The organism is Sphingorhabdus sp. (assembly GCF_044338195.1).
Taxonomy (GTDB): domain Bacteria; phylum Pseudomonadota; class Alphaproteobacteria; order Sphingomonadales; family Sphingomonadaceae; genus Sphingorhabdus_B.
In genome coordinates this window covers 24,215-36,793 of the sequence record NZ_JBIIMC010000011.1, presented here as the reverse complement: position 1 = coordinate 36,793, position 12,579 = coordinate 24,215, and the positions used below count along the sequence as shown (strand labels likewise).

At 57.0% G+C, this 12,579-nt stretch carries 11 protein-coding genes and 1 tRNA gene; 5 read left to right on the top strand and 7 right to left on the bottom strand.

Annotated elements, in window-relative coordinates; translation table 11 throughout:
- Positions 1-12: 12 nt before the first annotated feature.
- On the top strand, positions 13-951 hold the full coding sequence (locus ACIQZK_RS04910; RefSeq protein ID WP_395635184.1) for a hemolysin family protein: 939 nt from the start codon (positions 13-15) through the stop codon (positions 949-951).
- Positions 952-958: 7 nt separating this feature from the next.
- Here the strand turns inward: ACIQZK_RS04910 and ACIQZK_RS04905 are convergent, their stop codons facing one another.
- On the bottom strand, positions 959-1,669 hold the full coding sequence (locus tag ACIQZK_RS04905) for an MOSC domain-containing protein (protein WP_397575156.1): 711 nt from the start codon (positions 1,667-1,669) through the stop codon (positions 959-961).
- Positions 1,670-1,704: 35 nt separating this feature from the next.
- Between ACIQZK_RS04905 and ACIQZK_RS04900 the strand changes: the two genes are divergently transcribed.
- From ACIQZK_RS04900 to ACIQZK_RS04885, 4 genes are all read left to right on the top strand, one after another.
- Positions 1,705-2,871 (top strand): glycosyltransferase family 4 protein, encoded by a 1,167-nt coding sequence (locus tag ACIQZK_RS04900; RefSeq protein ID WP_397575155.1) that lies wholly within the window; start codon positions 1,705-1,707, stop codon positions 2,869-2,871.
- A gap of 48 nt (positions 2,872-2,919) precedes the next feature.
- The gene (locus ACIQZK_RS04895; RefSeq protein WP_397575154.1) at positions 2,920-4,245 is read left to right on the top strand and encodes a replication-associated recombination protein A; all 1,326 of its coding nucleotides are present in this window, start codon (positions 2,920-2,922) and stop codon (positions 4,243-4,245) included.
- A gap of 25 nt (positions 4,246-4,270) precedes the next feature.
- Complete coding sequence (locus ACIQZK_RS04890) at positions 4,271-5,119, top strand: hypothetical protein (RefSeq protein ID WP_397575153.1); 849 nt, start codon at positions 4,271-4,273, stop codon at positions 5,117-5,119.
- 18 nt (positions 5,120-5,137) lie between these two features.
- Positions 5,138-5,213: transfer RNA gene (locus tag ACIQZK_RS04885), tRNA-Thr, on the top strand.
- Between the two features lie 114 nt (positions 5,214-5,327).
- On the opposite strand, the gene ACIQZK_RS04880 is transcribed toward ACIQZK_RS04885, so the two are convergent.
- The 6 genes from ACIQZK_RS04880 to ACIQZK_RS04855 form a co-directional block, all read right to left on the bottom strand.
- Positions 5,328-6,494 carry an acyl-CoA dehydrogenase family protein gene (locus ACIQZK_RS04880; RefSeq protein ID WP_397575152.1) on the bottom strand — a complete coding sequence of 389 codons (1,167 nt, stop codon included), beginning with the start codon at positions 6,492-6,494 and terminating at the stop codon, positions 5,328-5,330.
- Between the two features lie 66 nt (positions 6,495-6,560).
- Positions 6,561-7,718, bottom strand: coding sequence for an acyl-CoA dehydrogenase family protein (locus ACIQZK_RS04875; protein WP_397575181.1), 1,158 nt, complete (start codon positions 7,716-7,718; stop codon positions 6,561-6,563).
- 1 nt (position 7,719) lies between these two features.
- Positions 7,720-8,577: a MaoC family dehydratase N-terminal domain-containing protein gene (locus ACIQZK_RS04870; RefSeq protein WP_397575151.1), complete on the bottom strand. Its 858-nt coding sequence runs from the start codon at positions 8,575-8,577 to the stop codon at positions 7,720-7,722.
- Complete coding sequence (locus tag ACIQZK_RS04865; protein ID WP_397575150.1) at positions 8,577-10,166, bottom strand: acyl-CoA dehydrogenase family protein; 1,590 nt, start codon at positions 10,164-10,166, stop codon at positions 8,577-8,579. Before ACIQZK_RS04865 ends, ACIQZK_RS04870 begins: the two co-directional genes overlap by 1 nt.
- Positions 10,163-11,377, bottom strand: a complete 1,215-nt coding sequence (locus ACIQZK_RS04860) for an acetyl-CoA C-acetyltransferase (protein ID WP_397575149.1) — start codon at positions 11,375-11,377, stop codon at positions 10,163-10,165. Before ACIQZK_RS04860 ends, ACIQZK_RS04865 begins: the two co-directional genes overlap by 4 nt.
- On the bottom strand, positions 11,374-12,576 hold the full coding sequence (locus ACIQZK_RS04855; RefSeq protein WP_397575148.1) for a CoA transferase: 1,203 nt from the start codon (positions 12,574-12,576) through the stop codon (positions 11,374-11,376). Before ACIQZK_RS04855 ends, ACIQZK_RS04860 begins: the two co-directional genes overlap by 4 nt.
- Positions 12,577-12,579: the final 3 nt, after the last annotated feature.

Sequence of the window (12,579 nt, the reverse complement as noted above, 5' to 3'; positions counted from 1 at the left end):
TACGCTTCCATTATGCCCGAGGGTGACAGTTTTAGCGGTTCAAGAACCGCAACCGACGACGATAACGACGGACGAATATGGCAGCGGCTGAAAACGATGTTTTTTGGCCGCGATCACGAGCCAACTTTGCGCGAGCAGCTTGAAGAAGCAATTGCTGAGCACGAAGAAGATAGCGACGATAATGACCAATCGGACAATGACGGCGACCTGACCGCGGTTGAACGCACTATGCTGCGCAACCTTCTGCATTTTAGCGAGCACCGGGTCGACGATGTCATGGTGCCGCGCAGCGATATTGTCGCGATTGACGAAAGCGCTGGCTTTGCTGATTGCATCGCTGCCTTCGCCGAACATGGGCACAGCCGCTTGCCCGTCTATCGGGAGACGTTGGATAGCATCATCGGCATGATCCATATCAAGGACGTGTTCGCCGTTCTTGCATCGGGTGAACAGCCTCCCGAAAGCTTGGAAGCCTTTATTCGTCAGCCGCGCTTCGTCCCGCAGAATATGAGTGTTCTCGCGTTGCTCGACGAAATGCGCCGGACGCGCACGCACTTGGCCATCGTTCTCGACGAATATTCAGGCACCGAAGGCCTGGTGACGATTGAAGACCTTGTTGAAGAAATCGTCGGTGAAATCGAAGATGAGCATGACGAAGAACCCGAAGCCATGTTCGCGCAGTTAAGCCCCGTCATGTGGGAGGCCGATGCGCGCGCTGAGCTTGACGATCTGGCTGAGGCCATTGACCCTAAATTGTCCGAAGTCGAAGAAGATGTCGACACGCTGGGCGGGCTCGCGTTTGTTATTGCCGGGCAAGTTCCCGATGTCGGCCAAATGCTGACACATGAAGCCAGCGGATGGAAACTCGAAATATTGGAAGCGGACGAAAAACGGGTCACGCGCATCCGGTTATTCGCACCATCGCCCGAACCGGAAGAAATAGACGAATAAACCGCCGTTAAAGCTGCGCGGCGAGTTTCGCGGCGCGCAGGCGCCAGGATTCGGCCAATGTTTCAAGCTGCGTAAGCGCCTGCAATTCTGTTAGCGCACCCGCCATCTTATGCCCGCCGCCGATCAGCAGTTGGAATGTGCGAGCGACGGTCCAATCATGCCCCGCCTGCTCGGCCTGCTCTATACGGTCGCCCGGTGCGACTTCGCCTTCCTCAATAACGCGGAAATAGCCGCCACAGCGGCCTGAGCTGATGACCATTCCGGACAGGCCATGGACGCCAAAATGATGATCGAGCTTCCAACATGGCTGACGGCCCTGTGCAACCTCAACCAAGGCCTGTCCCAGCCGGAACCTGTCACCAATGCGCAGCTTGTCCTCGGTCAGCCCCGATGCGCTGATATTTTCGCCAAAGGCCCCAGCGTAATCGAGTTTGGGATTCGTAAAACCTTCCGCTGCAAAATGGGCAATCCATTTGGGATAATGTTCGGCAGGATAAAAATGCACCGCTTTATCAACGCCGCCGTGCACCGTTGGGTCGGCCACCTTATCGCCTTCAAACCCCAGTGTACCCAGCATCACGGGCTGGTTCACAGGCGCGCGGGCCATGGCGCTCATCGTGCCGTCAACGCGGAAGGGTTTAGGGCCGCCAATCAGCAGGGTGTCGACTTGGGTTAAAATCATCGCGACAACATATCCCACCAAATGCAGCATTCCCATTGGCATTTTGCTTTACCACCGATAAAAGCGCATCAATGCACACCAGCGACCTTCGCATTGCGCTTTTCAGCGGCAATTATAATTATGTACGCGATGGCGCCAATCAGGCGCTCAACCGTCTGGTGGGGTATCTTTTATGCCAAGGCGCGTCGGTGCGTATTTATTCGCCGACAGTGGAAAATCCCGCGTTTGAAGCAACGGGCGATCTGGTGTCCGTGCCTTCGATGGCCATACCCTTTCGTCCCGAATATCGCATACCATTGTCGTTATCGCGCAGCGTTCGACGTGATCTTGAGGCGTTCAATCCAAATATTGTCCACATCGCAAGCCCTGACCGTGTTTCACGCAAGGCCGTCAAATGGGCAAAAAAGCAGAACCTGCCTGTTCTGTGTTCGGTGCACACCCGTTTTGAAACCTATTTCCGTTACTATAACATGTCATTCATCGAGCCGGTCGTCGAAGCATGGATCCGCCGCCTGTATCGCAAATGCGACGCGTTGGTTGCACCGTCCGAAAGCTTCGCCCAAGTCTTGCGCGAACAGCGGATGAACTACGACATCGACATCTGGTCGCGTGGTGTCGACAGGGAGATATTCAATCCAGGGCGCCGTGACATGGAATGGCGGCGCGGACTGGGCATATCCGACGACACCCCTGTCATCGGGTTTCTGGGCCGTCTGGTGATGGAAAAGGGTCTTGATGTCTTTTCGGACACCATTGACCAACTCAAACGACGTAACGTCCCGCATCAGGTTTTGGTGATAGGAGATGGCCCCGCACGTGCGTGGTTCGAATCGCGGATACCCGATGCCAAATTTGCCGGATTTCAGGTTGGCGCGGATCTCGGACGGGCCGTCGCGAGCATGGATATGTTTTTCAACCCGTCGGTCACGGAAGCATTTGGCAACGTAACGCTGGAATCAATGGCCTGCGGGCTGCCCGTCGTCGCCGCAAAAGCAACGGGCAGCCAAAGCCTGGTCGAAGACAAAGTGTCGGGACGCCTTATAACGCCGGGCGCAATCAACCAGTTTGCTGACGCGCTGCAGGCCTATTGCGTAAATACGGACCTGCGCGCCGAACATGGCAATATAGGCGAGCGCAGATCGCTCGACTACAGCTGGGATGCGATCAACCAGACCGTTGCAGACACGTACCTGCGCCTCATCCGTCAACGGGCTGCGCGTGCTATTGCTGCGCGCTGACGGGATGCGTGTGTTAGGCAGGCTGCTCGGTACCGGATCCCAATACGCATGAGCGACCTTTTTCACGACGAACCCGCACAAACAGAGACGCTGCCAAAAACAGCGCCACTGGCAGATAAGCTTCGTCCTGCGCAGCTGAGTGAGGTCATTGGTCAGGAGCATCTGACAGGACCAGAGGGCGCGATTGGCCGGATGGTGGCCGCGGGCAAATTGTCGTCCATGATCCTCTGGGGCCCGCCAGGCACTGGCAAGACGAGCATTGCGCGTTTGCTGGCGGATGCCGTCAACATGCATTATAAGCCGATCTCCGCCGTCTTCTCCGGCGTTGCGGACCTCAAAAAGGCGTTTGCCGAAGCCGAGACGATGGCACGAACCGGCAAGCAAACCTTATTGTTCGTGGACGAAATCCACCGTTTCAACCGCGCGCAGCAAGACGGATTTTTGCCCTTTGTCGAAAGCGGCCTCGTCACGCTCGTTGGCGCCACCACGGAAAACCCGTCGTTCGAACTAAACGCCGCATTGCTATCGCGTTCGCAGGTCATGGTGCTCCACCGCCTTGATGACGCCGCCTTGGCAACATTGCTCGCGCGCGCAGAAGATATCATGGAGCGCGCCCTGCCCGTCACGGCCGATGCCAAATCTGCGCTGATATCGAGCGCAGATGGCGATGGTCGCTTCCTGCTTAATCAGGCCGAGACGCTGTTTTCCATCACGATCGAAAACCCGCTCGACCCGGCCGCGATGGCCGCGCTGCTGCAGCGGCGGATGCCGGTCTATGACAAAGACCGCGAAGGCCATTACAATCTGATATCCGCGCTGCACAAAAGCTTGCGTGGCTCTGACCCACAAGCTGCGCTCTATTGGATGGCGCGGATGTTGGTGGCGGGCGAAGAGCCCTTATATGTCCTGCGCCGCCTCGTCCGTTTCGCCAGCGAAGATATCGGCCTCGCCGACCCGCAAGCGCTCGTCCAATGTCTCGCGGCAAAGGACGCCTATGAATTTCTGGGTAGCCCCGAAGGCGAAGTCGCCATTGTCCAGGCGTGTCTCTATCTTGCGACCGCTCCAAAATCGAACGCTGCGTATAAAGCGCAAAAATCCGCGTGGAAGCTGGCACGCGACACTGGGTCGTTAATGCCGCCCGCGCACATATTGAACGCACCAACCAAGCTGATGAAAGACATCGGCTATGGCGCAGGATATGCGTATGACCATGACAGCGCAGACGGATTTTCCGGCGCCAATTACTGGCCGGACCAAGTTCCGCCGACGCAGCTCTATCAACCCGTCGAACGTGGCTTTGAACGCAAGATCATAGAACGGCTGCAATATTGGGACCGTCTGCGCGCCCGCAAAGCCGATCCCGACGCAGCATGACCGCAACCCACTGCCCAAACGCCTGATGCGGCCCTTTACGCGTTTTGCCTGTGCCGATTGGTCGGGGGCGAAGGGCAGTCGCCATCCCGGTATCGCCCTTGCCGTCTGCGAAGCCGGCAATGAAGCCCCGCGCCTTATTCCTGCACCTTCCGGCATTTGGTCGCGTCAGGCGGTTGCCGATTGGCTGCTGGCGCAAGATGATGATTTGCTGATTGGTTTCGACTTCAGCTTCGCGCCCCCCATGATTGCGCGCGGCAGCTATTTACCCGGCGATGCATTGCCCACATCTGCCAAGCCTTTTTGGGCCTATGTTGACGACATCTGCGACGATCCCGATTTGGGCGCAGCCTCATTCCTTGAAAAACACCATCGCCGTCATTTTTACTTCGGTGCTGCCGATGGCGTAAAATCGACATTCTTACATTGGCGGCAATGCGAGTTGTTGAACAAGCACAGCAGCGGGAAGATCTCGACCGTGTTCGACGCCATCGGCGCGTCACAAGTCGCAAAGGCCAGCTTTGCCGGCATGCGCTTTCTCAACCATGTCCGCGACCATGTCGCGATATGGCCATTTGACCCTATGCCCGAACGCGGCCCTGTGGTGGTGGAAATATATACAACAATCGCTGCACGCGCTGCAGGTGTTGCCAAAGGCCGCAGCAAGATTCGCGACGCAAAAGGGCTGGACGATGCTCTTAGTGCGTTGGATTCTCTGCCCCACACACCGCTGGAACGCTACACAGACCATGCGACAGATGCCCTGCTCACCGCCGCATGGCTGCGCAAAACCGCGTCAAATCCACAATTTTGGACGCCAGCTGCATTAAATTGCGAAATAGCTGCAACTGAGGGCTGGACCTTTGGTATCATTTGAGGCAATGGGCGCCACAGTGCCGGCTTAGCTCAGTTGGTAGAGCACCTGATTTGTAATCAGGGGGTCACGAGTTCGAACCTTGTAGCCGGCACCACTTTTCCAAAAGACTTAAATGTCGATGCCGGTGCAAGTCCCAGCATATTCAATTTCCAGCAATCACATAGTAATTATCGGGCGACGTTGCGTTGCCTGTTCGCGGGCACCTCGGTCACTCACGGGTCCCGAGCAAATCACGGGCGACGACCCAATTGTGGATCTCGCTGGGTCCATCGTAAATCCGCATCGTGCGTAGCTTGTTTGAAAGCAAATATAGCGGCATTTCACGTGTCATGCCCATACCACCGAACATCTGCATCGCATGATCGACAATGTCATATGCCGCTTCGGTACAATAGGATTTGATCATCGAAATTTCCTGCCGCGTGTCGCGCCCTTCATCGATTTTCCACGCGCAGTCATAGGTCATCAAACGCATGGCATGAATGCGCGTGGCGGCATCGGCGATCCAATTTTGAACCGTCTGGCGTGAAGACAAAGGTTTCCCAAATGTGACGCGCTGTGGCGCATATTCAATCATCATATCCAATGCGCGCTGCGCCATGCCGATCGACCAGGACGCCATTTCAATACGCCGCGTGCCAAGCCGCACCTGCATGGGCAGAAAACCCTGCCCGCGCGTCCCGAGCAATTTCCAGCCCGGAACACGGCAATCGTCAAGCGCGATTTCATAGGTCGCGGTGCCGTCAATCATCGGGATTTTACGTAACACGTTGAACCCGGGCGTATCGCGGTCCACCAAAAATGCCGACATGCCATTGCGTCCATTGGCATTCTTGTCGGTTACCGCCATCAAGATCGTGAAATCGGCTTCATCCGCTTTGGTAATCCAGATTTTGCGGCCGTTAATGACCCAGTCGTCGCCATCGTGGACGGCGGTGGTTTTCATCAATTGCGGGTCAGCACCAGCACCAGGCTCCGAAATGCCAATGGCAGAAATGGTTTCACCACGCACATAAGGCGCAAGATAATGTTCGCGTTGCTTTTCGTCCGCAGCGGCCATCATCATACGCAAATTCGGAGAGTCTGGCGGCAATGTATATGGCGTCGCGGTCCGGCCTAATTCCTCACCGACCCCAACCATCGCCACCATCGGCAAATTCATGCCGCCGACTTCTTCAGGTGCATCCAGCCCCCACAGACCAAGGTCTTTCGAGACGGCATCAACCTTGGCCTGTTCATCCTTGGTCAGATAACTGCCCTTGCCTGCAGTATCGCGCGCCAGAACCTCTCCTTCGAGCGGCACCAGTTGGGAGTCCACAAATTTGCGGACCAGATCCTTTAACATCCGATGTTCTTCGGCGAGTTCAAAATTCATCCATTGGGCCTTTATTGACTAATGCGGCAGCTGTGCTGTTGATTTTCATGTCATACATCATTTCAATCAATAGCTGCGCGGAAGGCCGAGAACATGCTCGGCAAGATAGCTCAGGATCAGGTTGGTGCTGATCGGGGCCACGGTGTAAAGGCGTGCTTCGCGGAACTTACGTTCGACGTCATATTCTTCAGCAAAGCCAAAGCCACCGTGCGTTTGGACGCACATGTCCGCGGCGGCCCAGCTGGCTTCTGACGCCAGAAGTTTGGCCATATTCGCCTCCGCGCCCGGGTTACCGCCAGCGTCAAATACCCGCGCTGCATGATGCACCATCAATTCTGCTGCGCACATTTGGGCGTAGCAGCGCGCGATCGGGAACTGCACGCCTTGGTTCTGGCCAATGGCGCGGCCAAAGACGTTGCGCTCGCTGGCATAATCGCTGGCTTTTTTGATAAACCATTTGGCGTCGCCAATACATTCAGCGGCAATGAGGATACGCTCGGCATTCATGCCTGACAGAATGTAACGGAAACCCTTGCCTTCTTCGCCGACCAAGGCCGACGCGGGGATGCGCATATCGTCAAAGAAGACTTCGGTCGTTGAATGGTTCATCATCGTGCGGATTGGCTTGATGGTCATACCGTTTCCGACCACCTTGCGCATATCGACCAAGAAGATGGAAAGCCCTTCGGTCTTACTTGCGACTTCTTCACGCGGGGTTGTCCGTGCCAGCAACATCATCAGGTCGGAATATTCGGCACGACTGGTCCAAATCTTCTGCCCATTGATGACATATTCGTCACCGTCCCGCACAGCCACCGTCCGCAAGGAAAGCGTGTCGGTGCCGCTGGTCGGTTCAGAAACACCAAAGGCCTGCAGGCGCAGCTCGCCTGTCGCGATACGTGGCAGATATTCCTGCTTCTGTGCTTCGCTGCCATATTTCAGCAGCGTGTTCATGATGTACATCTGGGCATGGGCCGAAGCGCCGTTGCAGCCTGAGGCCTGAATTTCCTCCATGATAATGGCCGCGTCAGAGAGTGTGAGTCCTGACCCACCGTAAGCTTCCGGTATCAACGCCGCGAGGAACCCTGCCTTGGTCAGCGCATCCACAAATTCGCCCGGATAGGCGCGCGCGCTGTCCTTTCCCCGCCAATATGCACCCGGAAAATCGGCGCATAATGCCTGAACGGAGCGGCGGATTTCGGCGGTATTTTCACCCTCTGTCATTTCAAATATGTCCTTGCGCCGAAGCGGCCATGATCTGTCGTCCATCGCCTGCAAAGGCGGCTAGTTCAATATCGTTGCCTGATCCGCGCATCACGAGATGCAAAGCCTCTCCGCAGATCGCGGGAGATACACCCCGAAATGCGAAACTGGCCAATGCGTTGTCCCCCAACGCCCGGCGGGCGAGGTCCAATAGCAAACTCGCTGTCAGCGGACCATGGACCACAAGCCCGCGATAGCGTTCTTCATCGCGGGCATATGGCAGGTCATAATGGATCCGGTGGCTGTTGAACGTGAGCGCGGAGAAGCGGAATAACAACGGCTCATTTGGCACAACATCGCGCTGACCCTCCCAGCCATTTGCGTCAAAGCTGCACGCGCTTTCCACCGGCGGCGATAGCGGCGTTTCTAGCCCTAAGGCTTCGCGATACACGATGCTTTGCACTTCGCGCACAGCCAATCCATGTTCAGTGGAGGTTTCATGCGCGACATCGACAAAAACCAGTTGGCCGGAATTGCCCGACTTTTCGGAGATGGACGATATGCGCGACGTCCGCGTGACGACCGCGCCAACCCGCAAGGGTGCAAGAAATTCTACTTTGCTGGATGCCCACATCCGGCGTGGCAAGGCTATGGGAGGAAGAAAACTCCCCGCGCTATCATCGCGCAACGGATGCCCATCGGGCCCAAGCTTTGCCGTTGGTGCGTCGGGCACACACAGGCACCAGTGCAACCCCTGCGGCACATTGCCATCGCTCGGTGCATCCCGGTCAAGGGTGGAAAGCCATCGTGCCGCCAGCCCACTGTCGACCCTGTCTGTCCGCACCTCCTCACGCCCAATCCATGCGTCCCAAACGCCCATCAGTTTACGCCTCCCATCAAACCCTTGGCGATCACCTGCGCCTGAATTTCTGCGGCACCTTCGAAGATATTCAATATGCGCGCGTCGCACAAAACGCGGCTGATTTCATATTCCAACGCATAGCCATTGCCGCCATGAATTTGTAAGCTCGCATCGGCATTGCTCCATGCCGCACGGGCCGCCAGCAGCTTCGCCATGCCCGCCTCAATATCGCAGCGTTTTCCGGAATCCTTGGCGCGGGCAGCAGCGTAAGTCAGTTCACGGGTCATCACGAAATCGGCCACGCTCATGGCGATTTTGTCGGCGACACGCGGGAACCCGATGATCGCTTTGCCAAACTGCTTGCGGTTGACGGCATAATCGAGGCCAAGCTCTAATGCGCGTTTGGCAACACCCACGGCGCGGGCTGCGGTCTGGATACGTGCGCCTTCAAATGTGCGCATCAACTGCTTGAACCCCTGCCCCTCTTCGCCGCCCAACAAAGCGTCATCAGGGGCAACCATGCCATCGAATTGCAACGCATATTCGCGCATGCCGCGATAACCGAGCACCTCGATCTCGCTGCCGGACATGCCCGTTGCTGGGAACGGGTCGATATCCATTCCGCGCGGTTTGGGGACGAGCAACATCGACAACCCGGCATAGCCTTTCGCATCGGGCACAGTGCGCACCAGCATCGTCATCAGATCGGAACGGCTGCCATGCGTAATCCATGTTTTGGCCCCATCGATCGTCCATCCGTTAGCGGTCCGTTGCGCGCGGGTTTGCAACGCGCCGAGGTCAGACCCTGTGTCAGGCTCCGTAAACACGGCGGTCGGTAAAATTTCTCCGCTGGCAATTTTCGGCAGCCAATGCGCCTTTTGCGTTTCAGTGCCGCCCATGGAAATCAATTCACCGGCGATTTCAGACCGCGTGCTCAGCGAACCCGCGCCAATCCAGCCACGCGACAGCTCTTCGGTTATAACGCACATGACCAGCTTGGATAAACCAAGCCCGCCATATTCGGCAGGAATACACACGCCGAAAGTACCAAGCGCCGCCATTGCCGAAATCGTGTCATCGGGGATCAAATCATTGGCCAGATGCCAGCGATGCGCGTGCGGCAAAATCTCGCTGTTCGTAAAGCGGCGATATTGATCGCGAATGGCATCAAGCTCTGCATCATGCAGGCTTTCGCTCGGCATCGCTCCTGACGCCAGCGCCTGCGCAACATCGGCGCGTAGCGCAGCATGATCTGCACCCAATAGATCTTCGCAACGTGCGGCCAACAGTGCCGCCTGTTGCGACATGCCAAGATCAACGGGACGGAATATTTCATTCTGTCCCATCGGCAATCCGCCGGTCAATTGCCCCAGCGTTTCGGCAAAAATCAGCGTCGCAACCTGTCGATCAAGTTCGGTTCCATTATTATGTAGGCGAAGCCAACCGGCCACTGCCGCGAGCGCAGCCACGCTTGTCGCAATCCACGAAAAGCCGTGTGCCGCACGTTGGTCGGCGTCGATCGACCGCTCTTTTACCCGGTCGGACAGCGCCGCCTTCGCCGCATCGCGGTAGCCCTCAGCAGCTTCGAGAGCAGCCGCAAAACTCATGCGCGCTCAAACACCGCCGCTATGCCTTGACCACCGCCAATGCACATTGTTTCCAGTCCATAGCGCACGTCACGCCGCTGCATTTCGCGCGTCAGGTTCGCCAATATACGGCCGCCGGTTGCGCCGATTGGGTGGCCAAGCGAAATACCGGAACCGTTGACGTTCAGCATGTCATGGCGACTGTCATCATCCGACCAGCCCCAGCCTTTGAGACAGGCGAGCACTTGCGGCGCAAAGGCTTCGTTCAATTCAATCAGACCGATGTCATCCCAAGAAAGGCCATTGCGCGCAAAGAGCCGCTCTGTTGCTGGAACGGGACCAAAGCCCATGCGTGATGGCTCGCAACCGGCTGCGGCCCAGCTGTGGAAATAGGCTATGGGTTCCAAACCAAGCTCTTCAAGCTTGTCCTCTGCAACGACAAGGCATGCGGCTGCAGCGTCATTTTGTTGGCTGGCATTGCCCGCAGTGACCACGCCGCCTTCCAGCGGGCGTAACGCAGCCATTGTCTCAAGCGTCGCGTCGGCGCGATAGCCTTCATCATGATCAAAGACGATTGGATCGCCTTTTCGTTGCGCGATGCTGACGGGCACCAATTCATCGTCAAACAAGCCATTTGCCCATGCCGCCGCTGCGCGCTGGTGCGATCGGGCCGCATATGCGTCACACGCTTCGCGGCTGATATCATGGTCTTTGGCCAGATTTTCGGCGGTTTCAATCATCCCCGAAATCACGCCAAAGCGTTCAACCGGTTGGCTCATCACCCGTCCACGGGTCAACCGGTCATGCAAGGTCAGATTGCCTGCCCGAACACCTTTGCGGATGTCGGTGGTGTAATGTTCGACGTTGGACATGCTTTCACATCCACCCGCGACCACCATGTCGCTCACCCCGGTTTGCACCATCATCGCGGCATTCACAATCGCCTGAAGCCCGGAACCGCAACGACGGTCGATCTGGTAGCCGGGCACTTCAATCGGCAAGCCAGCGGCCAGCCATGACCAATGCCCGATGCATGGGGCCTCTCCGCTGCCATATCCTTGCGCGAACACAACATCGTCCACGCGGGACGGATCAATCTTCGTCCGCTCCACAAGCGCTTTCAAGATGATGCCACCCAACTCACCTGCATTTAAGGACGAGAGCGCACCGCCAAATTTGCCGACGGGCGTGCGAATAGGGGCGACGATGGCTGCACGGCGAAGTTTGGTCATTGGGCAATTCCTACAGTTCCAGAGTCGATAAGGCGGGCAATTTCACCCGAGGATAGGTGAAGCATGCTGCTTAGAATTTCCTCGCTATGCTCCCCATTGCGCGGGGCCGCCTTTGCGTCGCCACGCTGCAATTGGGGAATAGTGCCAAACGCGCCAGCAGCGGGATAATTGAAGCCTGATGGATTGGCGTCAAAGTCGCTAAACATCGGGTTATTGCCGACCAAGCGTGGGTCATGCGCAGCGTCCAACATAGTTCGATAGGCCGAATGCACAATTCCGGCCTCATCAAGCGTTGAAGCCATCATCGCATGATCGAGCGAACCAATTGCCCGTTCAAACAAAGGATAGAGCGCATCGCGGTGCTGAAAGCGAAGACCATCGTCTTTGCCAAAGCTCACGCCGCGCTCGGCCTCTATTGCCTCCACCTGCGCCGTCAAACCAAGCGCACCAACAAGGTTCGCCCATTGGCGGTGGGTCACAACGACCACCATCGTGCGCACATTGTCTTTGGTCACAAAATCGCGCCCAAACAATCCATAGACCGCGTTGCCGAGCCGAGGGCGATTGGCATTATTATGCAACACCTCTGCGACACCGCCCAGATTGGCAACTGTGCCTATGGCGACGTCTGACAGGGGAATGCGAACCTCACTGCCTTCGCCGGTCTGTTCCCGCCTACGAATGGCCGCCAACATTGCAAATGCCGCATAAGCGCCGCTGATGACATCCCAAGCGGGCAACACATGATTGACAGGTTCCGGGCCAGCCCCGGTCATCATGGGATAGCCAACCGCATTATTCACCGTGTAATCCAGCGCAGGCGCTCCGTCGGCCCAGCCCATGACCCGGACCGTCACGAGATCGGCGCGTCCTTCCGCCAATTTTGCGTGCGAAAGAAAACCATCTGCGGGAAAATTGGTGATGAACTGACCGGTGGCCCGCACCAGTTCCTGCAACAACTCGCGCCCCTGCGGGCTGGAGAGATCAAGCGCGACTGATTTTTTCGCGCGGTTTAGATTTTCCCAATAGAGCGAGTCATTCGCCTCAGTCACTGGCCAGCGATGGTAATCCGGGCCGCCACCCACCTGATCGACACGGATCACCTCTGCCCCGAATTGCGCGCAATATAGGCCAGCTGTCGGCGACGCCACAAAGGACGACGCCTCGATAATCTTGAGACCATCGAGCAAATTATACATGCA

Coding starts and splice junctions, on each gene's coding strand:
- ACIQZK_RS04910 (WP_395635184.1), top strand. CDS start 13: ATGCCCGAGGGTGACAGTTTTAGCGGTTCAAGAACCGCAACCGACGAC.
- ACIQZK_RS04905 (WP_397575156.1), bottom strand. CDS start 1,669: ATGGGAATGCTGCATTTGGTGGGATATGTTGTCGCGATGATTTTAACC.
- ACIQZK_RS04900 (WP_397575155.1), top strand. CDS start 1,705: ATGCACACCAGCGACCTTCGCATTGCGCTTTTCAGCGGCAATTATAAT.
- ACIQZK_RS04895 (WP_397575154.1), top strand. CDS start 2,920: ATGAGCGACCTTTTTCACGACGAACCCGCACAAACAGAGACGCTGCCA.
- ACIQZK_RS04890 (WP_397575153.1), top strand. CDS start 4,271: ATGCGGCCCTTTACGCGTTTTGCCTGTGCCGATTGGTCGGGGGCGAAG.
- ACIQZK_RS04880 (WP_397575152.1), bottom strand. CDS start 6,494: ATGAATTTTGAACTCGCCGAAGAACATCGGATGTTAAAGGATCTGGTC.
- ACIQZK_RS04875 (WP_397575181.1), bottom strand. CDS start 7,718: ATGACAGAGGGTGAAAATACCGCCGAAATCCGCCGCTCCGTTCAGGCA.
- ACIQZK_RS04870 (WP_397575151.1), bottom strand. CDS start 8,577: ATGGGCGTTTGGGACGCATGGATTGGGCGTGAGGAGGTGCGGACAGAC.
- ACIQZK_RS04865 (WP_397575150.1), bottom strand. CDS start 10,166: ATGAGTTTTGCGGCTGCTCTCGAAGCTGCTGAGGGCTACCGCGATGCG.
- ACIQZK_RS04860 (WP_397575149.1), bottom strand. CDS start 11,377: ATGACCAAACTTCGCCGTGCAGCCATCGTCGCCCCTATTCGCACGCCC.
- ACIQZK_RS04855 (WP_397575148.1), bottom strand. CDS start 12,576: ATGTATAATTTGCTCGATGGTCTCAAGATTATCGAGGCGTCGTCCTTT.